This is a genomic window from uncultured Rothia sp., assembly GCF_963507905.1.
Lineage (GTDB): Bacteria > Actinomycetota > Actinomycetes > Actinomycetales > Micrococcaceae > Rothia.
Genome location: NZ_CAUOUU010000004.1, coordinates 111,390 through 132,365 on the forward strand (window position 1 = coordinate 111,390; position 20,976 = coordinate 132,365).

A 20,976-nucleotide genomic window follows, 5' to 3' on the forward strand; every position below is an offset into this window, starting at 1 on the left:
CTGCTACTCCCGGCTTGACCGGCACTCAGGCATTCAACTAAACACTCAAACGAAAAGGTCAAAATCGTGATTATTGAACGCAATATTGCACCCTACGTGGTCTTCGCTGAAGACCCGATTCTCAACGCTCTGCAGAAGATTTCTGCTAACGGCCAGCGCATCATCTTCCTGGTGAACGAGTCCGGTATCCTGCGCGGTTCGCTCTCTGACGGCGACTTCCGTCGTTGGCTGATTGCTAACCCCACTGCATCCCTGGAGACCAGCGCCCTGGACGCTGCAAATACCAACCCGCAGACCGCACCGGCTGACGCTGATCCCGAGACCCTGCGCGCATACTTCGCGAAGGGTATCAACCACGTGCCGCTGACCGACGAGCGCGGTCACCTCGTGGCACTGGCAATGGATGAGCAGGACGTTCTGCGCATCGGTAAGCACACCATCAGCGAGGATTCCCCCTCCTTCATCATTGCTGAGATTGGTAACAACCACCAGGGTAGCGTTGACTTCGCTAAGGAACTGGTGGATCTGGCTGTTGAGTCCGGCGCGGACGCTGTGAAGTTCCAGCTGCGCGACATGGACGCTCTGTACCGCCAGCGCGGTGCGGCAACCGCAGGTGAGGACCTGGGCGTTCAGTACACCCTGGACTTGCTGTCCCGCTTCTCCCTGACCGTTGACCAGATGTACGAGGTCTTCGACCACGTCAAGCAGCACGACATGGACATCATGTGCACCCCCTGGGACGCGCCCTCCGTTCAGGCGCTGGTTGACTACGGCATCCAGGGTATGAAGATTGCTTCTGCCGACCTGACCAACCACGAGCTGCTGCGCGACGTGGCTTCCCGAGGCCTGCCCATGCTGGTTTCCACCGGTATGAGCCGTGAAGAGGAAATCCGCGAGTCCGTGGCTCTGCTACGTAACGCTGGCGCATCCTACGCTCTGTTGCAGTGCCAGTCCGCATACCCGGCACCCTTCAAGGACGTCAACCTGGCGTACATGGACCGCCTGGCTGAGATTGGTCAGTGCCTGGTCGGCTACTCCGGCCACGAGCGTGGCTACCACGTGCCGATTGCTGCTGTTGCTCGCGGCGCGAAGATCATCGAGAAGCACTTCACCACCGACAAGACCCTCGAGGGTAACGACCACACCGTCTCCCTGCTGCCTGAGGAATTCAAGGCAATGGTTCAGCAGATCCGTGAGGTTGAGACCGCTATTGGTTCCGCTGCTCCTCGTGAGGTGTCCACCGGTGAGCTGATGAACCGCGTGAACCTGGCGAAGTCCCTGGTTGCTACCCGCCACATCGCTAAGGGTGAGGTCGTGACCGAGGCTGACGTTGCTGTGAAGTCCCCCGGCCGCGGTCTGCAGCCGAACTACCTACCGCAGCTGCTGGGCCGCACCATGCAGCGCGACGTTGAAGAAGGCTCGTTCTTCTTCGAGGGCGACCTGAAGGACGACCTGGTGACCCGCCGCGACTTCAAGTTCGACCGTCCCTGGGGTCTGCCGGTTCGTTACCACGACTACAAGCCGCTGATTGAAGAGGCGAAGCCGGACTTCCTGGAGTTCCACTTCTCCTACAAGGACCTCGAGATTAACATCGACGATGTCTTTGACTCCAAGCTGGACATGGGCTTCACCACCCACCTGCCCGACCTGTTCGCAGGCGACTTCCTGGTGGACCTCGCGTCGAAGGACCCCGAGGTGTGGGAGCGCTCCATCGCTGAGGTTCAGCGCACCATCGACATTACCCGTGACCTGACCCGCTACTTCACCGTAGACGAGGACCCGGTCATGGTCGTGACCATGGGTGGCTTCACCAAGGACAAGCACATCCCCGCATCCGCACGTGCTGAGAAGTACGAGCGTATCGGTGAGGCGCTGAAGCGTCTGGACGCATCCGGCGTTCGCCTGGCCGCTCAGACTCTGCCCCCGTACCCCTGGCTGATGGGTGGTCAGCAGTACCACAACCTGTTCCTGGATCCGAAGGACACCGCAGAGTTCTCGCGTGCATTCGATACCGCACTCTGCCTGGATATCTCCCACACCATGCTTGCTTGCAACTTCCTGAACATTCCGCTGTCGGAGGCTGTTGAGCAGCTGGCACCGCTGTCCATTCACCTGCACCTGGTGGACGGCACCGGCGTTGACGGTGAGGGCGTTCAGGTTGGCGAAGGCGATGTCGACTGGGCATCCCTGGGTAAGCAGCTGCGTGAGCTGGCGCCGAAGGCATCCTTCATTCCCGAAATCTGGCAGGGCCACATCAACAACGGTGAAGGCTTCTTCACCGCACTGGACCGCCTCGAAAAGTGGCTGTAGGATTAGCGTCTATGGCCAAGTCTCAGACCGTAAAAGCTCGGGAGGGTGAAATTCTGGATCAGAATTTCATTACTCCCGGGCGTTTCCGGGAGCTAGACGGGTTCCGTGGCCTGGCTGCTATTACCGTGGTGATTTATCACCTGGGTGTTCCGGCTACTCAAAATTACCCGCGAACCGCCCCCTCGCCTTACGATATTCCTCTGGGCGAGCTGGGTGTTCAGCTCTTCTTCATTATTTCTGGCTTTGTAATCCTGCTCAGCGCTATCAAGAGCGGGTCGGCACTGAAGTTCGCGGTTTCGCGTTTTTCTCGTATTTACCCGACATACTGGTTTGCGCTGGCTGTATCAGCGCTGGTGTATTTCATCTATGGAAACCCCGGACGCCATATTACGATTCCGCAGACCCTAATCAACACAACGATGTTGCAACGCTTCCTGCGTGTGGATAACGTGGATCAGGTGTACTGGACGCTGGCAGTTGAACTGCAGTTCTACGTGATGGTCGCCCTGTACCTGATTATCAGGAAGGGAAAGATTTACCGTGGGGAGCTGACTACGATTCTGCTTACCTGGTCGGTTATCGGTACGGCTCTGTGTCTGCTTTTCCACCCTGAGGCTTCTCTCGGTGGAGCACCGAAGATGATTGTGTGGGCTGCGGTTGCGGAACATTCTTCGCTCTTTAGTCTGGGCATGATGTTCTTCATGTACAGTCATGATCGAAAGTTCACCTGGCACATTCCGTACTTTGCAATTCTGGCTTCCCTCAACGCAGCGCTGATGCATGATCTTGCTCATGGAATCGGTGTGGCGCTGATTAGCCTGGTGTTCTTCATCGTTGTATACCTGAAGAACGTTCCGGTACTTGCAAAGGGTCCGCTGAATTTCTTGGGACGTATTTCCTACCCCCTGTACTTGGGCCACGCTATGGTCGGCTATATGCTGGTGGATCTGTTCTACCCGGTGGCTGGTCCCTGGGGGGCACGTATTATTGCATTGGTTTTGGTGGTTTGCTTCGCCTACCTGGTGCATATTTCCATTGAAACTAAGGTTTCTGCATCCTTCCGTTCTTTCCTCACTCGAAAGTTGACTAAGGCATGACCTCTACACCAACGGCTCTATGGGTCGTTCCGGTTCCCGATTTTGGCGGGGTAGCTCGGCACGTTGTCGATATGGCACGTGCCGGGCTCCCCGGCTTTAACCTGGTGGTTCTCGCACCCGAGGGTAAGCTCATGAACCGCCTTGAGGAACTGGGCGTCACCGTCATCAAAGCTGACTTCGGCCCCGACTACGGTTTTAAGACTTCCTTTGCTTCTCTACAGAAGGCTATTGAGCAGGTCCGCCCGGATATCGTGCACAGCCACCTGGCGTATGCGGACGTCGTCGCAACCGCTGTGGTGAATGCTCTGCGCGTCCGTAGTGTAATCAAGCGTGGTACCTGCGTGCCGAAGCTCCTGACCACTGAGCACGGTATTGCCGGTAACGATTCGGTGTATCACGGCAGCTCCTGGCGTTCTAAGCTCATGGAGACCGTGCACCGTGTGCGCCTGTGGGGTACCGACCAGGCGATTGCTGTTTCTCGTTCTACCGCTGATCAGATGCGCGCCAAGTGGGGCGCTCGTGGCGTGGAGCTGGTGTATAACGGTGTGGATATCCCCGAGGTACATGCAGCTGTTGAGCAGCAGTGTGTGCCTGCTGATGGCGGTCCGCGTATTCTTTCGCTGTCTCGCCTGTCCCCTGAGAAGGGTATTGACGTGCTGCTGGACGCTTTTGCGCAGCTTCGTGCTGATTACCCGCAGGCTCATCTTGAGATTGCGGGCTCTGGCGATTTGGCTTCCGAGTTGCAGGCTCAGGCTCAGCGCCTGAAGCTGGGTGATTCGGTGACCTTTAGCGGTTTCGTTAACCCGATTGAGGCGATGGGCCGCAGCGACATGATTGTTCAGCTGTCGGTGTGGGAGAACTGCTCCTACACTCTGCTGGATGCTAAGGCAGCCGGCTTGAAGACGGTCGCTACCGCGGTGGGTGGTAACCCGGAGATTCTGGGCGCCGATGAGCTGGTGGACCGCCAGAGTGCAACTCTGACTCAGGATGTTCTGCAGGCTATGCGCGCGCAACTGCAGAAGGGGGAATCGGTGCCTTTTACCTGGATCTCAAACGCGCAGATGGCTGCTCAGACCGCCGAGATATACGCTCGTATTTTGGAGAAGAAATGACTGTAGCTCACTCTCAACCTGCATCTGGAACCCAGTATCCAGGTGCCGCATCGAGCAATGCCACTCGCTTTGGGCAGGCTGCGAAGGCTGAAGCAAAGTACCTTGCTGGTAGTGTGTCCAAGCTATCGATGCTCGATTTCTGGGCGGGGTTCGGCCTGATTTTTATTGGTATTACAACAGCGTTCTTCGCCATGCCAGTTGGAACTGTTGTGGTGATGGTGCTTGTACTCTACAACTTGACTAAGCCTGCCAAAATCGAGAACACCTACAACGGCTTGTTCTTTACGATTCTTCTGTTGGCCATTGGCTGGGCACTATTTGAGACTTTGACGTTCAACAGCTTCCCTGTTGAATATGCGATTCGTCGTGCTGTGCGTATGGCGGTTGTGGTACTGCTTGCTCTGCAGATTGCGCAGAAGAAGATTGATATCCGTTCTCTACTGTTTGGTGTGGCCTTTGGCCTCTTGATCAACGTCATTGGCTTCTACGCGGGTATCGCACCTGATAACTATGGTGGTACGTTGACCGGTTGGCTCAATGATAAGAACCAATCGGGTCTGTACTATGCGCTTTTCGGTTTCCTCTTTGTCGCTATGGTCAGAAAGACAAGCCACCGTATTGCTGCTATTGCTGTTAGCGCGGGCATGTTGTGGCTGACTGGTTCTCGCACTTCATTGGCGGCGTACGCATTCGCCGTCCTGTGGTTGTACTTCTCCTACCGTCTGAATCTCTTCGGCAAAGCTGTTCTGGCGTATCTGTTCTATCTAGGCGTGAACTACCTGGAAGATAACTTTGCTCGTGCTGGTGCTTTCTCGGATCGCCTCGGTAGTGACCTATTGCGTCAGCGAATTGACGAAGGAATGTACCGCATGATTGATGTGGTTCCGTGGTACGGCGGCGGTTTGGGTACTGCACAGGTTCCGCTACAAGACCGATACTTTTACTTCCACAACTCATATATGACGCTGGTCCAGGAGGCCGGATGGGTCTATATGATTGTGGTTGTATCCTTGATGATTTCTGCCGCATTCATCTGGAAGCAGCAGCGTACTCAGCGCATTGTTATTGCCGAAGCCGCAATGGTGATTATCATTATTACCTCTCAGCGTCTTGGAGAGGTGATTCTGACTGTGCCGTGGGCTATCGTGGTGGGTCTTGCATTGCTGTACCTGAACCCGGATAAGGATCTGGATGCTTCAGATAGCGGACAGCAGGAACCAGGTGCTATGCAGAAGGTGCAGAGTAGCGATGAAAAACCTGCGCTGCAGAACGGCGAGCTCATCGAGAATGAAGCTCCTGCCTCTGTAACCCATCAAGAAACGCCTAAGAAGTTGACTACTTCTAAATCGTTTGACGTCAGTTCTATCCGTCAGCAGGCGAGGAAAGTATAACGATGAAAGAACTCTACATCGCCACCAATAACGGTGACATGGGCGGCGGCGAGGTCATGCTCCTGAACATTGCCCGCGCAGCCCGTAGCCTTGGCTACAAGGTCACTATTGTGGGTCCTTCCGAGCCGAAGCAGCTTGTAGAAGCTGCTGCGGATGAGGGGTTCCCCCGCATTGTCTTGCCGGCTAAGAACCGCGCACAGTACATGGTGGCTCTGCGTAGCTGGCACGCTCGCCATAAGGACGTTCTGTTGTGGTGCAATGGTCTGGTTCCCGCAGCGGCAACGGGCGGCCGTAAGAACCGCATCGTGCACCTGCACCAGCTGCCTACCGGTGTGAACGCGAAGCTCGTACCCTTTGCCCGCCATAAGGCGTCTGTCACCCTGGTGCCTAGCCGCTATGTGGCTCGTGCCTGCCCCGGTAGCGAGCTGTTCGCGAACTGGGTCAGTGGCGTATCCACCGAGCTGGATCACCGTGTGGGGGAGCGCCGACTTCGCGTCGGTTACCTGGGGCGTTTGACTCCGTCTAAGGGCATCGCGACCCTGTGCCAGGCGATGAGTTCCTTGAACTCTAACGGTATTGAATACGACCTGGTGATTGGTGGCGAGCCTGTCTTCGCATCTGATGAAGAACGTGCTGAGGTTGAGGACGCCCTAGCCCGTGTTGCTACGTTCAGCACGCGTTTGGGCTGGACTACCCCAGACCGTCTTTTCGGTGACATTGACATGCTTGTTGTACCTTCGATTGCCCCTGAGTCCTTTGGCTTGGTGGTCGCTGAAGCGATGAGCGCGCGCGTCCCTGTGGTGGTCAGTGATGCTGGTGCTCTGTCGGAGGTGCTGGGCGGCGCGTCGTACCCGTACGTTGTGCCTGCTGATCAGCCGGTAGCTCTTGCGCAGGCCATTAAGAGCCTGGGTACTGAGCTTCGAGAAGATACGGATGCCCTGGCGGAGCGAACCTCCGAGCTGTTCTGGCGTTGGCAGGAGAATTACTCGCCTGAAGCAGGCAAGGTCCGTGTTGGTGAGATTCTGGAGCGTTTTATCCGCTAAGGTGCCTCTAAACGTATAGGCCATTCCCAACGGATATCCTCTCACTCAAACCCCGAAGGAAAATTATGACGACTACTCACCGCTACAAGGCTGCGGTTATCATTCCGTCTCGCGGTGGTGCAGATATTCTGCACTACCCGCTGGATGCGCTTGCCGCCCAGACCGAGAAGGACTTCCAAGTTATCGTGGTCCTCGACGGCGATATCGATAACAGTGAAGCTGTGCTTGACCGCTACATTGCCGAAGGCAAGCTGAACCTGACCAAGATCGTTTTCGAGGAGAACCGTGGCCGCGTGGCTGCGCTGAACGCTGGCCACCGTGCGGCTGATGCGGATGTCCTCATCCGTTGCGATGACGATCTTGAGCCGGCATCCGACTACGTCGAGGCGCAGATCCGCCTGCACCGTGATTATGACGGTGTGATTGGTACCTTGAAGAACGTGTACCCGGACACTCCCTACTCTCGTGTGTACGGTAACTTCCGCGATGCTCGATTCAAAGAGGGCGCCCTCAGTGTAGCTGAAGAAGGCCGTTGGCTGTACTGGAACGGTAACTCTTCTATCTCTGCGGAGTACTTTGAGCGTACTGGCGGCTACGACCCCGCGTACCGTCTCTACGGCTGGGAAGACGTAGACATGGGCAAGATGGTTCATGACGCTGGTGGCCGCATCATCATCTCTGATGAGGTTGAGGTCAAGCACTACGCCGAGGCTACCACCACTGCTGTGCGTGCCCTGCGTGCCCTGCACTCGGGTTCTGCCCGCACTATCTTCGTGCGTAAGCATGGTGAAGAAGCACACCCCGCCCCGAATCCGACGGGTCCGTGGGGTTTGCTGGTCAAGACCCTCGCTCGTTTCACCACGGAGAAGACCATTAAGGCTCTGGGCGATGCGAGCGATAAGATTCTGCTGAAGCTGCCCGCTAAGGCCGCTGAGAAGCTTGTGGCACTGCAGGTTGAGGCTGCATCTTACGCCGGTATTCACTACCCTGAGCGTGCTCAGAAAGTCTTTTAGGAGGAAAAGAAAATGTCACTCACTCAGCTCTTGACCTCCGCTCCGTTTACCGGGCCGAAGAACCCTGACGCGGTGCTCGCGGATATCCCGAAGAGCCTCAAGAAGCTTGCCCATCTGGCGCGCCGTTACGTGCCGCTGGTCAAGCCTGAGGCTACTGAAGAGATAGCAATTGCCCACGACTACCTGACTCAGCGTGGCGGTGCGGAGCGTGTTGTGCTGGCAATGCATCGTGCATTCCCTGACGCGCCGATTTACACGACTTTGTACGATCCGGAGGGCACCTTCCCGGAGTTCAAAGATGCGAAAATCATCACCAGCCCGCTGAACAAGATTGGTTACCTACGTCGTAACCACCGCATGGCTCTGCCAATTCTGCCGATTGCTTCTTCTTTCCTGAAGGTACCGGCTGAGCGCGCTGTGGTATCGACGACCGGTTGGGCGCACGGCTTCAACTTCGCCGGCCGCAAGTTCATTTACTGCCATTCGCCGGCGCGATGGCTGTACTTGAGCGATCAGTACCTGGGCGAGAAGAGCACCGGTCCCGTGCCGCTGTTGCTGAAGACCTTGCGTCCTGCACTGATGCTGTGGGATCACTGGGCTGCTCACCGCTCGGCTGTGTATGTGGCGAATGCGAGCGTCATTAAGAAGCGTATTGAGAATGTCTACGGTAAGAAGGACGTTCCGATTTTCTTCCCGCCGCACTCGGTAGACACCACCGCACCGGTTGAGCCTATCCCGGGCCTGGAAGAGTTCACCGAATCGGACGATTATTTCCTGATCGTTTCTCGCCTGCTGCCCTACAAGAATGTTGATAAGGCTGTTGAAGCCTGCAATGAGTTGGGTAAGAAGCTGCTGGTGGTTGGTCGCGGCCCGGAAAAGGAACGCCTTGAAGCGCTTGCAGGCCCCACTGTTCGTATCGTTTCTGGCATTTCGGACGCCCAGCTGCGTTACGCGTACCGGCACTGTCTGGCTCTGCTGGCTATCTCCTATGAAGACTTCGGTATTACTCCGTTGGAGGCTGGCGCCAGCGGTAAGGCTGTGATTGCGTACCGTGCGGGCGGCTTCCTGGACACCATCCAGGAGGGCAAGACCGGCATGTTCATCAACCAGCCGACCGTGGAGCAGCTGGTGGAAGCTCTCAAGGCTTTCAACCCGACTGACTGGGACGCTGACTATATCCGCGAGCACGTTGACGGTTTCTCGGAGGCTCGTTTCATTAGCCGTCTAAAGACGTACGTGCAGGCTCTGCCCGAAGACTAAAAAGAGCTAGGCTGCTCATAGAAGAAGGCGGGGCGGTAGAAACTATAAAGTTTCTACCGCCCCGCCTTCTTTGTGTCTTCTGGGAGGCCTAGCGGGCTTCTAGGAGCCCCTTGGCTAGCAGCTCGGGGATAAACCCCTCGATCTGCGGTCCCATGGTCTCTACGGGCTGTTCATACATTTCGCAGAGCAAATCGATAGCTTCCTGTAGAGACATTGGGTCCTCAAAGATACTCCAAATAATGGAGGCAGAATCCTGAAGAACAGACAGCTCACCATTGGCAAGATTTGCAAGATACGTTGCTGTGGGGGAGTACTTAGCGAACTCTTCAGAATGAACGTACGCGATGTTCTCGGGGATACCGTAGACGGTCTGGCGGGAATCTACCGGGTTGCTCATTTTTTCACCTTGATTCCGAAACGTTCAAAGAACTTGGCACGAATTTCAGCCTTGGTGGGGGTACGTCCCAGCTGCATCGCCAAGTGGTCCTTATTCACGAAGAAAATATTTTTGAGGGTGCGTAGCTTATCGTGCAGGGTGGTCGCCGCCTGCAGGCGCCCAACCCACTGAATATAGTGGGGGACGTCCTGAGAGACAGACAGCCACAGCAGGTAGTCGCGGTCGTCACGGTACTGCTCCAAGCCGCCCATAGCCGCGCTATACGCCAGGGATGAGTCAAGCTCCTCCGCGCGGGCTCGCAGGCGCTGCCAATCGCTGTACGAGAGCAGAGAGACCAGATAGTTAATATCTGCGCTGTAGCGTGATGCTGCGCGGGCGCGGTGAAGCACCACGAGAAGACGCGCGTCCAAATCACTGGGGACAACGCAGGGACGGTGAGCAATCATACGGGTCTTGCGTGCCGCCCAGACGCGTTCAAAAGCCTTCTCATAATCGCCGTGGCGTCCAAGACCGGGGAAGAAACGATGAATATCAGTCAGACCCCATGAAGCGTGGTAGAGCGTCATCGCGTGTTCGAACACGGAGCCTGTCTCGAAATGGGCTTGGATACGCCATCCATCTGCCAAAAGGATCTCTACAAAGCGGTCCACGTGAGAGGGACGGACCAGCAGGTCGGCATCGGAACTGTACCTGCCTTTGCGGTAAATTTCCTGGGAGAAAGCGTAGCCTTTGACATGCATAATATCGATGGAGTGCATGTCGGCAATTCGCTGGAAGTAGGCGTGCGCAAGCCGAATCCGTGCCGCAAGAGGAGTGGTCTGCGGCTCCGGCGTATTGGGTGAGTGAGTGGTCACAATAGCCTTTCGGTGCACATGTATACCAGATAAGTATAAGGCGGGACGGGCAGAAAAACTGCCCATCCCGCCCTAAGTCGCTCCCTATGTTTTAGGGCGCTTATTACGTTATTACTTCTTGGTCGAGGACTTCTTTGACGACTTCTTGTCGCCTTCCTTGCCGTAACCGTAGTAGGTTGCATAGCCAACGTAGGCACTTGCGTAACCGAAGCCGTAGTAGGAGTTACCCAGGCCCTTACGGGGTGCACGGTTCAGCACCATACCGAGGAGGTTCGCGTTGACCTTCTTCAGGATGTTGGAAGCTTCAGTCATCTGCTCACGGTGGCTTCGTCCGATAGAGCCAACGAGGATCACGCCATCCACGGAGTGGGAGAGCAACGAAGCGTCGGTCACGGGCAGCAGCGGCGGAACGTCGACGACCACGATGAACTCTTCGGAGAGTTCGTTAATCAGCTGGCGCATCTTATCCGAGCCCAGAAGTTCGGAGGGGTTCGGGGGGATACGGCCTGCAGGCAGGACGAAGAGGTTCGACTCACCAAGCTGGTGCACAGCGTTAGCAATCTCAACCTGGCCAGCCAGAACCTGGGTCAGGCCAACCTTAGCGTCCAGCTTCAGCTTCTTAGCCACAGTCGGGCGGCGGAGGTCGGCGTCAATGAGGATGACGGGTGAACCCGCATCAGCCATTGCGCGAGCCAGCGACAGCGACACGGTCGACTTACCTTCACCGGGCACCGCGGAGGTAACGATGAACGAACGCGGGGGAGTGTCAACGTTCACGAAGCGCAGGTTGGTGCGCAACTGACGAATGGATTCCTGAGCGATGTGGTCGTCGGTGTCGCCCTTAACGATGTTGTCTTCGTTCAGGTCGTCACTGACGGGCAGAACACCGAGGACGCTTGCGCCGGTTGCCTTGGTAGCGTCGTCACGGGTACGGATGCGCTGATCCAGTGCACGGCGCAGGAAGATTGCCGCGTAGACCAGAACCAAACCGGTGCCAGCACCGATGAGCACGTTCTGCTGGTAGTTCGGAGCTACCAGCGGCGGGTTCACGCTCGCGTTATTCAGCGGAATCACGCGAACGGTGTTGCCACCGGTCGGGGTTGCGCCGGTGTTTTCGCCGTTCACCAGAGCCTGAGCGTTACCGGGGTTCTGCTCAATTTCCTTGATGTAGTCGGCAGTAGCCTGCAATGCACCGTTAGCAAGCAACTGTGCATTCTTCGGGGAAGAAGCCTTAGCGCTCACGGTAATCAGTGCAGCGTTTTCACCTGCAGTTGCGGTGAGGCTACCGCGAATTTGACCGGTGGTCATCGATAATTCGGGGTTGTTCTGCTTAATCTTCTGTGCCACGGCCTCAGAGGAGACGATAGCTGCATAGGAGCGAGCGCGCTCCTTAGCGGCTGTAGAGCCAGAGAGAACATCCACCGTACCGGATTCGCCCACGGTCACGTAGCCCGAGGAGGACGCGGCGTAGACCTTCGGCTGCAGTGATGCATAGCCGAAGCCCGCTGCGGCACCGACAACGATGCCAATAATCAGCAGCCAGAGGTTAGCCCTCGTGGTGCGGAAAAATTCCAAAATGGTCATGGTAGTGAGAATACTCCAGAAAGTTTGAGTTAGTGTACCTGCAACGTGGAGTGTTGTTGCAGGCGGTGAAGGGATACGAAAATCCCCTGGTGTTTATTAGCGGAGCAATCCGAGCAGGTAGCTACCGTAACCGCTCTTAACAAGCGGGGTAGCGATGTCGCGCAACTGCTCATCGGAGAGCCAACCATGGCGCCACGCAATTTCCTCCGGGCAACCAACTGACAGACCCTGACGGCTCTGAACAGTGCGGATGAAGTTAGTGGCATCAGCGAGTGAATCAAAGGTTCCGGTATCGAGCCACGCGGTACCGCGAGGCAGAACCTCAACCTTCAGTTTACCCTGTTCCAGGTAGACGCGGTTAAGGTCAGTGATTTCCAGCTCACCGCGCGGAGAAGGCTTAATCTGACGTGCATACTCTACAACCTTCGAGTCGTAGAAGTACAGACCCGGAATAGCGTAGTCGCTCTTGGGGTTCTCGGGCTTCTCCTCAATGGACAGCGCGTTGAAGTTCTCGTCGAACTCCACCACGCCGTAGGCGCGAGGATCAGCAACCCGGTAAGCGAAGACGGTTGCGCCGTCCTTCTGCTCGTAGGTGGCAAGCTGAGTACCCAGACCGGGGCCGTAGAAGATATTGTCACCGAGCACGAGTGCTACGGGGTCATTACCAATAAAATCGGCGCCCAGGATAAATGCCTGTGCCAGGCCATCAGGGGAAGGCTGCACCTTGTATTCGAGATTAATACCGAAACGGGAACCGTCACCGAGCAGTCGCTGGAACTGCTCCTGATCGGCAGGAGTGGTAATAATCAAAACATCGCGGATACCCGCCAGCATGAGAGTGGACAGCGGGTAGTAAATCATCGGCTTGTCATAGACCGGAGTGAGCTGCTTGCTAATACCCTGAGTGATAGGGTGCAAACGGCTTCCGGTGCCGCCGGCAAGAATAATTCCCTTCATAACTTCTTATTGTGTCATGTTTATCTCGTTGTTGAGGCATAAAAATCGCTATTTAAGTGGGTAAAATATACCGTATGGCTCACATTCTTGTTACCGGCGGTGCCGGTTTTATTGGTTCGAACTTTGTTCACCACCTCATCGATAACACTGATCACACTATTACTGTGCTGGATAAGATGACCTACGCCGCAAATGCTGCGTCTTTGGAGGGTCTTCCTGAATCCCGCTTCAAGCTTGTCGTAGGCGACATTGCCGACCGCGAGTTGGCTGACGAACTGGTCGGCAAGGCAGACGCTGTTGTCCACTACGCTGCGGAATCGCACAACGACAACTCTCTGTCCAACCCCGAACCGTTCATCCACACTAACCTCATCGGTACTTTCAGCCTCCTGGAAGCAGTCCGTAAGCACGGCACTCGCTACCACCACATCTCCACCGACGAGGTCTTCGGCGACCTCGAGCTGGACGATCCGGCAAAGTTCACCGAAACCACTCCCTACAACCCCTCTTCCCCTTACTCCTCCACTAAGGCAGGCTCCGACCTGCTCGTGCGCGCATGGGTCCGCTCCTTCGGTATTGAAGCAACCATCTCTAACTGCTCCAACAACTACGGCCCCTACCAGCACATCGAGAAGTTCATTCCCCGCCAGATCACTAACATCCTCTCGGGTCTGACCCCGAAGCTGTACGGCGAGGGCCTGAATGTTCGTGACTGGATTCATGCATCCGACCACTCTTCTGCTGTGCTGCGCATCCTGGAGCAGGGCAAGATTGGTGAAACCTACCTCATCGGTGCAGACGGTGAAGAGAACAACATCACCGTTCTGCGCACCATCCTGCGACTGATGGGCAAGGACGAGAACGACTTCGAGCACGTGGTTGACCGCCCCGGCCACGACCTGCGCTACGCAATCGACGGTAGCCGCCTGCGTGCAGAGCTCGGCTGGGAGCCGAAGTTCACCGACTTCGAATCCGGTCTTGCCGACACCATTAAGTGGTACACCGACAACCGCGGCTGGTGGGAGCCCCTGAAGGCTGAGGTTGAGGCGAAGTACGCAAAGGCTGGCCAGTAATGACCAAGGAATTGAAGGTTACTGAAACCGAGATTCCCGGCCTGCTCATCATTGACCTGCCGGTTCACGGCGATAACCGCGGCTGGTTCAAGGAAAATTGGCAGCGCGAGAAGATGGTCGCAGCCGGTCTGCCCGACTTCAACCCGGTGCAGAACAACATTTCGTTCAACGCTTCGGTAGGTACCACCCGCGGTATCCACGCCGAGCCGTGGGATAAGTACGTTTCTGTTGCGACCGGTCGTATCTTCGGTGCGTGGGTTGATTTGCGTGCCGGCGAGTCCTTCGGCAAGGTCGTCACCGTGGAGCTGGGCCCGGACACCGCAATCTTCGTGCCCCGCGGCGTGGGTAACTCCTTCCAGACCCTGGAAGAGAACACCGCCTACACCTACCTGGTGAACGACCACTGGTCGGCGGACGCAGTATCCGGCTACAGCTTCCTGAACCTTGCCGATGAGACCGTCGCAATCGACTGGCCCATCGATCTGGCGAAGGCTGAGCTCTCCGAGAAGGACCGTAACCACCCGCGTCTGAACGAGATCAAGCCCCTGGAAGCCGACCCGATCCTGATTATTGGCGCTGGCGGTCAGCTCGGTACCGAGCTGGTTCGCCAGCTCACCGAGCAGAACGTACCCTTCCTGGCTGTGGATCGCGACCGCCTCGACCTGGGCAAGCCCGAGCAGTGGTGTGACGCATTCCGCTGGCGCTCCTTCCGCGCGGTCATCAACGCTGCAGCGTACACCGCAGTGGATCAGGCAGAAACCCCCGAGGGTCGCCGCGACGCCTGGGCAGCTAACGCTCTGGGCGTGAGCGCTCTTGCCTCCATCTGTGAAGAAGCTAACCTGCCGCTGGTACACGTATCCACCGACTATGTCTTTGACGGTTCCCTGCCCCTGGGCGAGGAGGAATACCCGGAGGATTACCCCCTGGCACCGCTGAGCGTCTACGGCGCATCCAAGGCTGCCGGTGAGGTTGCCGCCGCCGCATGGCGTAAGCACTACACCCTGCGCACCAGCTGGGTTGTTGGCGCCGGCAAGAACTTTGTGGGTACCATGGCATCCCTGGCTGAGCGCGGCATTGACCCGTCCGTGGTCGCCGATCAGTGGGGCCGCCCGACCTTCACCCAGGACCTGGCAGCTGCTGCCCTGCACCTGCTCTTCTCCGGCGCAGAGTACGGCACTTACAACGTGTCGAACACCGGTGAAGTCATCAACTGGGCACAGTTTGCTCGTGCAGTGTACGAAGGTACCGGCCATGACCCGGCACGAGTCAGCGACACCACCACCGAGGAATACTTCGCCAACGCTGAGCTCTTCGCTCACCGTCCGACGAACTCGGCAATGGACCTGTCCAAGCTGATTGCTGCAGGCTTCACCCCGCGCGATCACCGCGAGGCGCTCGCCGCCTACCTTGCAGAAATGGGTTCCTAATCCTCTAGGATTTGGTCCTATATCTGCTGATAACAGCATAAAAGGCGTGAAAAGCGCCATATCACAGGTTCCCGGCCCTTGAAGAAGAGCCGGGAACCTGTACAATATTGTCTTGGCCAAGGCGGTGGAATACACGAAACGTGTAGGTCCGTAACTGACGGTGGCTGGTTGGAAAGAGATTTCTGGCGCCAGTCCCTATTCCACTTGGCGCATCACTTCTAACCAAGAAAGGATGGACGACTCATGTCAGATACCATCAAAATTTCAGCTACCGTACGTAGCGACTTCGGCAAGGGCTACGCGCGCCGCATCCGCATGGCAGGCGACATCCCCGCCGTCATCTACGGCCACGGCGAAGAGCCCAAGCACGTAGTACTCCCCGGCCACGCAACCACCCTGGCTGCCCGCGTCCCCAACGCTATCCTCGACCTCGACATCGAAGGTGAATCACACCTCGCAATGATCAAGGACATCCAGCGTCACGCAATCCGCCCCGAACTGCAGCACATCGACCTGCTGACCGTTAAGCGCGGCGAGCGCGTTGAGATCGAGGTTCCTGTACACGTTGAAGGCGAGCCCGCTGTTGGCGCCGTTGCTAACCAGGAAGAAACCGTTCTTCTGGTTGAAGCTGACGCACTGAAGGCACCCGAAGCTTTGACCGTGAGCATCGAAGGCCGCGAAGCTGGCGCTCACGTTCTGGCATCAGATGTTGAACTGCCCTCAGGCGTAACCCTGGTTGCAGACGCTGAACTGCTGATCGTTAACGTTTCTGAGCCCGAGGAACTCGACGTTCCCGAGCCCGGTGAAGAAGGCGAAAACGCACCCGAGGGTGACATCGTTGAAGCTTCCGAGGAATCAGATTAGGCTGGCGAAGCTCACGACTCAGATAACTCAAAGCACTAAGACCGCGCCCTGCGCCTAGCGCAACAGCGATCTGTGGATGGCCCGCCGCTACCTCTCTTCTGAGGTGGTAGCGGGCCATACTCATAGAATGGTGTAGTCCATGAATTTTCTAAAAAACCTTTTACAGCGCCGTGGAAAGGGCGAAGATATGTCTGATGCGTGGCTCATTGTTGGTCTGGGGAACCCGGGCCCGGAGTACGAGAAAACCCGCCACAATATTGGTCAGATGGTTCTGGACGAGCTCGCCAAGGAAGTTGGCGGCAGCTTCAAGAAGCATTCCAAGGCCTCCGCGGTTGTGGTGGAGGGGCGCCTCGGTTTTGGTGGCCCCAAGGTCATCCTCATGAAGTCTCTCGGCTACATGAACACCTCCGGCGGCCCGGTCAGCGCCGTCGCCAAGTTCTACGGTATCGACCCCGACCATATCATTGTTGTGCACGATGAACTCGATATCCCCTTCGACACCATTAAGCTCAAGATTGGTGGGGGAGAGGGCGGTCATAACGGTCTGCGCGATATCACCAAGGCACTGGGCACCAAGGACTACTACCGTGTGCGCACCGGCATCGGTCGACCTCCCGGACGCATGGACACCGCAGACTTCGTGCTCAAGCCCTTCAGCAGCACCGAATCGAAAGACCTGCCCTTCCTCATCTCGAACGCCGCTGATGCCACCATGATGCTCGTGAAGGAAGGCCTGCTGGCAACCCAGCAGCGCTACCACGGCGCAGGCTCCTAGCGCGTGACCGCACCGGGCAAGCACTGAACCGGGGCAACGCATGATTCGGGTCGAGGTGTGAACTAGGCTCTACCTAACTATGCAAGAGCCCGGTGAGGGAATAAGCTAGAAAAGAATGACGTTATACGCTCCACGACGGGAAAATACCCGACCCGTGGAGCGTATGAGCGAGAGAAGAAGGTACCCGTGGCTGAATACTCCACCCCCGCCAACACCCCGCTGAGCGACGACATCGTACGCCAGCTTCGCCAGGATTTCCTGATCCTCAACACCGAGGTCAACGGGCATCCCTTGGTTTACCTGGATTCGGGGGCGACCAGCCAGAAACCCCTTCAGGTGCTCGACGCAGAACGCGACTTCTACCTGCACGCTAACTCCGCAGTACACCGCGGTGCCCACACCCTCGCGGTCGAAGCAACCGACCTGTTTGAGGATGCGCGCATTACCGTCGCGAACTTTGTTGGTGCCACTGACGAAGAGATCGTGTGGACCTCCAACGCAACCGAGGCACTGAACTTGGTTGCCTACTCCATTGGTAACGCCTCGCAGGGTATTGGCGGTCCCGCCGCTGAGCGTTTCGCGCTGGGCCCCGGCGATGAAATCGTCACCACCGAGATTGAGCACCACGCGAACCTCATTCCCTGGCAGATTCTTGCCCAGCGTACCGGCGCAACCCTGCGCCACATTCCCTCCACCGAGGACGGTCAGCTCGACTACGAAGCTGCCGAGGGCATCATCAACGAGAAGACCCGCATCGTGGCGTTCACCCACGTTTCGAACGTGACCGGCGCGATTACCGACGTGCCCCGCATGGTCGCCATGGCTCGTAAGCACGGCGCTCTCGTTGTGCTGGATGCCTGCCAGTCCGTGCCGCACATGCCCGTAGACTTCCACGCCCTGGACGTCGACTTTGCGGCGTTCTCCGGCCACAAGATGCTGGCACCCACCGGTATCGGTGCCCTCTACGGCCGTGCGGAACTGCTTGAGGCTCTGCCACCCTTCCTGACCGGTGGCTCCATGATTACCCGCGTGGGTCTGCAGGACGCCGAGTACATGCCCGCCCCCATTAAGTTTGAGGCGGGTACCCAGCGCGTCTCCCAGGCGGTAGCTTTCGCCGCCGCTGTGCGCTACCTGCAGCACCTGGGTATGGAGAATGTTGAGGCCTGGGAGCACGAACTGGGCGCTCGCCTGGTTGAGGGTGTTCAGAAGATTGAAGGCGTGCGTCTGCTCGGCCCCGCCGACCCCTCCAAGCGTGCTGGCTTGGTAGCCCTCGCAATCGACGGCGTGCACCCGCACGATGTGGGGCAGCTGCTCGATACTCGGGGCATCGCCGTGCGCGTGGGCCACCACTGCGCCCAGCCGTTGCACCGCTGTGCCGGCGTGACTGCCTCGACCCGTGCATCCACCTACATCTACAACACCACCGAAGACGTGGACGCTTTCCTGAAGGCGCTTGCTGAGGTGCGCCCCTACTTCGGCTTCTAAACGTAGATGCGTTAGACGCTAGCGCCCCAAATTTTTCAGACAGACCAACTGACGGAAGAAGAACACCGTGTCTCTTGAATCCCTGTACCAGGAAATTATTCTGGAGCATTCCAAGCAGCGTAGCGGCGAGCACCTCGTAGAGGTACCCGCCGGTCACGCAAGCGCCGATAACCACCAGTACAACCCCACCTGCGGTGACGAAATCAACCTGCGCGTGGTGCTCTCTGACGAGCTGAAGGATGGCGAGAAGACCATCGAGTCAATCTCTTGGGAAGGCGACGGTTGCTCCATTTCGATGGCTGCCGCTTCTGTGCTTTCTGAGATGGCTCCCGGTATGACTATCTCCGAGCTGCAGAGCCACGTGGATGCGTTCCGTGAGATGCTACGCTCGCGTGGCAAGGTGACTCTGGACGAAGAGGAGTACGGCGACATGGCGGCATTCTCTGGCGTTTCGAAGTTCATGGCGCGCGTGAAGTGCGCAATGCTCTCGTGGGTTGCTGTTGAAGAAGCTACCAAGGAAGCAGCAGCCAAGAACTAACTCTTCGCTGAGAATGTAGGCGGAAACGGCGGGGGAGTAGCTAGTATTTGAACGCCAATCGAAAATACCGAATGGCTACTCAACCTAAAATATTGCACGAGAACGTAAGCATGTGCGGTCAAAGCCTGCAGAAAATACTGGCTAAAACTCTTCGCTAAAATCTAGCGGTTAATTGTTTATCTATATAAGCTTTCTTTGATTTCAAGCGACGTATAGAAAATATGAGGCGGATACTACACTGTATCCGCCTCATATTTATATCTTTCCCTTTTTCCTCCAAAAAGGTGACTGGTAAAATAAAAGGACGAAGGGCGCCCAACCAGCACCCTCGAGAAACTCTTTTCGGACCCGCATACTCTGGGACGACAGAGAGAAGAAATAGGGCAATAATAAGAAAATATTTTCTCAATATTGCACATTCTTCACTTATTCTTAGGCTCTCACCCCAGACTGCGGATATGTTTCTCACCCTCCGGTACCTCAACCACACCGGAATACCCATCGCCGCTACCAACCACAAGGAAGCCCCATGATTATTGGCTACGCCGCAGGCGCCTACGACCTTTTCCACTACGGCCACCTCGAGATTCTCCGCAAGGCCAAGGAAAACTGCGACTACCTCATTGCAGGCGTTGTGCACGATGACGTCCTGGAAGTGACCAAGGGCCGCCGTCCCGTCATCCCCATCGAAGAGCGTGCCGCTATCGTCAGCCACATCGACTACGTGGACGAAGTGCACGTCGAAACCACCCCCGACAAACTCGAAACCTGGAAGCAGAAGCCCTTCAACGTCTTCTTCAAGGGCGATGACTGGAAGGGCACCGACAAGGGCAACGCCCTCGAAGCACGCTTCGCAGAGGTCGGCGTGGAAGTACACTACTTCCCCTACACCGAGCACACCTCCAGCACCAAGCTCCGCAAGGTCGTTGACCTGCTCGAAGCAGAGCACGACCTGCGCGTAGAGATGCGCCGCTTCGCCGAGCTGCTCGGTGAGCGCGAGTACTCCGAGGCGATTGTCGCTTCCTAACGTGCATAGGCCCTTATCAGGGCGCTAGAGCTCATAGAGACACATAAAGAACAGAGGATCCCCGCCGTAATTACTTACGACGGGGATCCTCTGTATATTGGCGTATCTAGCCGTATATCAGCTACACCTCAAAGGTGAGCGTCTCATAAGCTTTAGCGCTGTGCCAGCCACTTCTCAGCGGAGGTGCCCAGAACCTTCAGCACGCGGCCAACCTGGGGCTCAGCAGCGGCTGCAATCTTCTTGCCCACCAGCGGGATGGAGCAGGAAACCTCACCGTTGACGTCCAGGCGGGTCTTGTCACCCTCGGGAATCAGGTGCTGGGTAGCCTGAGCGGACACGGGAACGCCGTTAACCTTCACCTCGGTGGAGACGGTGCGGGAGCCGTCAGCGGCCGGTGCGCTCACGGTGTCCACCTGGGTCATGGAGACGCCGCTACCAACGAACTTACGAGCGATGTCCGGCACGCGATCAGCGGGCACGGTACGCTCGGTGGTTGCGGTGAACTCAGCGGAGGTGTCACCGGAAACGGAGAAGCTACCGAACTCGACGCCAACCTCGGAGCAGACGAAGCGTGCGAAGTCCTCGCTGGAGAACGCCTCGATAACCTGCTCAACGCTTGCGTTGATAACGGTCGATTCCTGAACTGCCATAATTGTTCCTTTCGTAGTGCGCGAAAACCCCGCGCATTATCCCTTACTAAGGATACGGTGCGCGGGGTTTCGCAACCAATGTAACGACGCGAATCCACCTGAGAATATGCCGTGAACAA

The 20,976-nt window shown here is 57.1% G+C and carries 19 protein-coding genes; 14 read left to right on the forward strand and 5 right to left on the reverse strand.

Annotation, left to right across the window (positions count from 1 at the left end; translation table 11 throughout):
• Positions 1–66: 66 nt before the first annotated feature.
• The 7 genes from RQ593_RS04150 (at position 67) to RQ593_RS04180 (ending at position 9,226) form a co-directional block, all read left to right on the forward strand.
• Positions 67–2,310, forward strand: a complete 2,244-nt coding sequence (locus RQ593_RS04150) for an N-acetylneuraminate synthase family protein (RefSeq protein WP_005506934.1) — start codon at positions 67–69, stop codon at positions 2,308–2,310.
• 11 nt (positions 2,311–2,321) lie between these two features.
• On the forward strand, positions 2,322–3,407 hold the full coding sequence (locus tag RQ593_RS04155) for an acyltransferase (protein WP_049355028.1): 1,086 nt from the start codon (positions 2,322–2,324) through the stop codon (positions 3,405–3,407).
• Positions 3,404–4,519 (forward strand): glycosyltransferase, encoded by a 1,116-nt coding sequence (locus tag RQ593_RS04160; RefSeq protein WP_311449887.1) that lies wholly within the window; start codon positions 3,404–3,406, stop codon positions 4,517–4,519. The genes RQ593_RS04155 and RQ593_RS04160 overlap by 4 nt, the downstream gene beginning before the upstream one ends.
• Positions 4,516–5,910: an O-antigen ligase gene (locus RQ593_RS04165; RefSeq protein ID WP_070634157.1), complete on the forward strand. Its 1,395-nt coding sequence runs from the start codon at positions 4,516–4,518 to the stop codon at positions 5,908–5,910. The genes RQ593_RS04160 and RQ593_RS04165 overlap by 4 nt, the downstream gene beginning before the upstream one ends.
• Before the next feature lie 2 nt (positions 5,911–5,912).
• Complete coding sequence (locus tag RQ593_RS04170; RefSeq protein ID WP_049346739.1) at positions 5,913–6,953, forward strand: glycosyltransferase family 4 protein; 1,041 nt, start codon at positions 5,913–5,915, stop codon at positions 6,951–6,953.
• A gap of 65 nt (positions 6,954–7,018) precedes the next feature.
• Entirely contained in the window at positions 7,019–7,966 is a 948-nt protein-coding gene (locus RQ593_RS04175; protein WP_049352040.1) for a glycosyltransferase family 2 protein, read from the forward strand.
• 12 nt (positions 7,967–7,978) lie between these two features.
• The gene (locus RQ593_RS04180; protein ID WP_049355031.1) at positions 7,979–9,226 is read left to right on the forward strand and encodes a glycosyltransferase; all 1,248 of its coding nucleotides are present in this window, start codon (positions 7,979–7,981) and stop codon (positions 9,224–9,226) included.
• An 88-nt stretch (positions 9,227–9,314) separates the two neighbouring features.
• On the opposite strand, the gene RQ593_RS04185 is transcribed toward RQ593_RS04180, so the two are convergent.
• From RQ593_RS04185 to rfbA, 4 genes are all read right to left on the reverse strand, one after another.
• A complete protein-coding gene (locus tag RQ593_RS04185; protein WP_049346731.1) occupies positions 9,315–9,623 on the reverse strand; it encodes a PqqD family protein in 309 nt (102 codons plus the stop codon).
• Positions 9,620–10,477, reverse strand: a complete 858-nt coding sequence (locus RQ593_RS04190) for a nucleotidyltransferase family protein (RefSeq protein ID WP_049355186.1) — start codon at positions 10,475–10,477, stop codon at positions 9,620–9,622. Before RQ593_RS04190 ends, RQ593_RS04185 begins: the two co-directional genes overlap by 4 nt.
• A gap of 111 nt (positions 10,478–10,588) precedes the next feature.
• On the reverse strand, positions 10,589–12,061 hold the full coding sequence (locus RQ593_RS04195; protein WP_049346727.1) for a polysaccharide biosynthesis tyrosine autokinase: 1,473 nt from the start codon (positions 12,059–12,061) through the stop codon (positions 10,589–10,591).
• Between the two features lie 96 nt (positions 12,062–12,157).
• Positions 12,158–13,018 carry a glucose-1-phosphate thymidylyltransferase RfbA gene (gene rfbA, locus RQ593_RS04200; protein WP_049346725.1) on the reverse strand — a complete coding sequence of 287 codons (861 nt, stop codon included), beginning with the start codon at positions 13,016–13,018 and terminating at the stop codon, positions 12,158–12,160.
• A gap of 74 nt (positions 13,019–13,092) precedes the next feature.
• On the opposite strand from rfbA, the gene rfbB reads away from it, so the two are divergent.
• From rfbB to RQ593_RS04235, 7 genes are all read left to right on the forward strand, one after another.
• Positions 13,093–14,091, forward strand: a complete 999-nt coding sequence (gene rfbB, locus RQ593_RS04205; RefSeq protein WP_044142793.1) for a dTDP-glucose 4,6-dehydratase — start codon at positions 13,093–13,095, stop codon at positions 14,089–14,091.
• The gene (gene rfbD, locus RQ593_RS04210) at positions 14,091–15,518 is read left to right on the forward strand and encodes a dTDP-4-dehydrorhamnose reductase (protein WP_049355032.1); all 1,428 of its coding nucleotides are present in this window, start codon (positions 14,091–14,093) and stop codon (positions 15,516–15,518) included. Before rfbB ends, rfbD begins: the two co-directional genes overlap by 1 nt.
• Before the next feature lie 243 nt (positions 15,519–15,761).
• The gene (locus RQ593_RS04215) at positions 15,762–16,382 is read left to right on the forward strand and encodes a 50S ribosomal protein L25/general stress protein Ctc (protein WP_005506952.1); all 621 of its coding nucleotides are present in this window, start codon (positions 15,762–15,764) and stop codon (positions 16,380–16,382) included.
• Between the two features lie 187 nt (positions 16,383–16,569).
• On the forward strand, positions 16,570–17,157 hold the full coding sequence (pth, locus tag RQ593_RS04220) for an aminoacyl-tRNA hydrolase (protein WP_049355033.1): 588 nt from the start codon (positions 16,570–16,572) through the stop codon (positions 17,155–17,157).
• Between the two features lie 186 nt (positions 17,158–17,343).
• On the forward strand, positions 17,344–18,642 hold the full coding sequence (locus RQ593_RS04225) for an aminotransferase class V-fold PLP-dependent enzyme (RefSeq protein WP_049355034.1): 1,299 nt from the start codon (positions 17,344–17,346) through the stop codon (positions 18,640–18,642).
• A gap of 67 nt (positions 18,643–18,709) precedes the next feature.
• The gene (gene sufU, locus RQ593_RS04230; RefSeq protein ID WP_049355035.1) at positions 18,710–19,180 is read left to right on the forward strand and encodes a Fe-S cluster assembly sulfur transfer protein SufU; all 471 of its coding nucleotides are present in this window, start codon (positions 18,710–18,712) and stop codon (positions 19,178–19,180) included.
• Between the two features lie 529 nt (positions 19,181–19,709).
• Entirely contained in the window at positions 19,710–20,207 is a 498-nt protein-coding gene (locus RQ593_RS04235) for an adenylyltransferase/cytidyltransferase family protein (RefSeq protein ID WP_005508886.1), read from the forward strand.
• Positions 20,208–20,359: 152 nt separating this feature from the next.
• On the opposite strand, the gene RQ593_RS04240 is transcribed toward RQ593_RS04235, so the two are convergent.
• Positions 20,360–20,857: a DUF2505 domain-containing protein gene (locus RQ593_RS04240; RefSeq protein ID WP_070819056.1), complete on the reverse strand. Its 498-nt coding sequence runs from the start codon at positions 20,855–20,857 to the stop codon at positions 20,360–20,362.
• Positions 20,858–20,976: the final 119 nt, after the last annotated feature.

Bases quoted from the DNA above. Each gene is read 5' to 3' on its own strand.
- RQ593_RS04155 (WP_049355028.1), top strand. From the start codon at position 2,322: ATGGCCAAGTCTCAGACCGTAAAAGCTCGGGAGGGTGAAATTCTGGAT.
- RQ593_RS04160 (WP_311449887.1), top strand. From the start codon at position 3,404: ATGACCTCTACACCAACGGCTCTATGGGTCGTTCCGGTTCCCGATTTT.
- RQ593_RS04165 (WP_070634157.1), top strand. From the start codon at position 4,516: ATGACTGTAGCTCACTCTCAACCTGCATCTGGAACCCAGTATCCAGGT.
- RQ593_RS04170 (WP_049346739.1), top strand. From the start codon at position 5,913: ATGAAAGAACTCTACATCGCCACCAATAACGGTGACATGGGCGGCGGC.
- RQ593_RS04175 (WP_049352040.1), top strand. From the start codon at position 7,019: ATGACGACTACTCACCGCTACAAGGCTGCGGTTATCATTCCGTCTCGC.
- RQ593_RS04180 (WP_049355031.1), top strand. From the start codon at position 7,979: ATGTCACTCACTCAGCTCTTGACCTCCGCTCCGTTTACCGGGCCGAAG.
- RQ593_RS04185 (WP_049346731.1), bottom strand. From the start codon at position 9,623: ATGAGCAACCCGGTAGATTCCCGCCAGACCGTCTACGGTATCCCCGAG.
- RQ593_RS04195 (WP_049346727.1), bottom strand. From the start codon at position 12,061: ATGACCATTTTGGAATTTTTCCGCACCACGAGGGCTAACCTCTGGCTG.
- rfbA (WP_049346725.1), bottom strand. From the start codon at position 13,018: ATGAAGGGAATTATTCTTGCCGGCGGCACCGGAAGCCGTTTGCACCCT.
- rfbB (WP_044142793.1), top strand. From the start codon at position 13,093: ATGGCTCACATTCTTGTTACCGGCGGTGCCGGTTTTATTGGTTCGAAC.
- rfbD (WP_049355032.1), top strand. From the start codon at position 14,091: ATGACCAAGGAATTGAAGGTTACTGAAACCGAGATTCCCGGCCTGCTC.
- RQ593_RS04215 (WP_005506952.1), top strand. From the start codon at position 15,762: ATGTCAGATACCATCAAAATTTCAGCTACCGTACGTAGCGACTTCGGC.
- pth (WP_049355033.1), top strand. From the start codon at position 16,570: ATGTCTGATGCGTGGCTCATTGTTGGTCTGGGGAACCCGGGCCCGGAG.
- RQ593_RS04235 (WP_005508886.1), top strand. From the start codon at position 19,710: ATGATTATTGGCTACGCCGCAGGCGCCTACGACCTTTTCCACTACGGC.
- RQ593_RS04240 (WP_070819056.1), bottom strand. From the start codon at position 20,857: ATGGCAGTTCAGGAATCGACCGTTATCAACGCAAGCGTTGAGCAGGTT.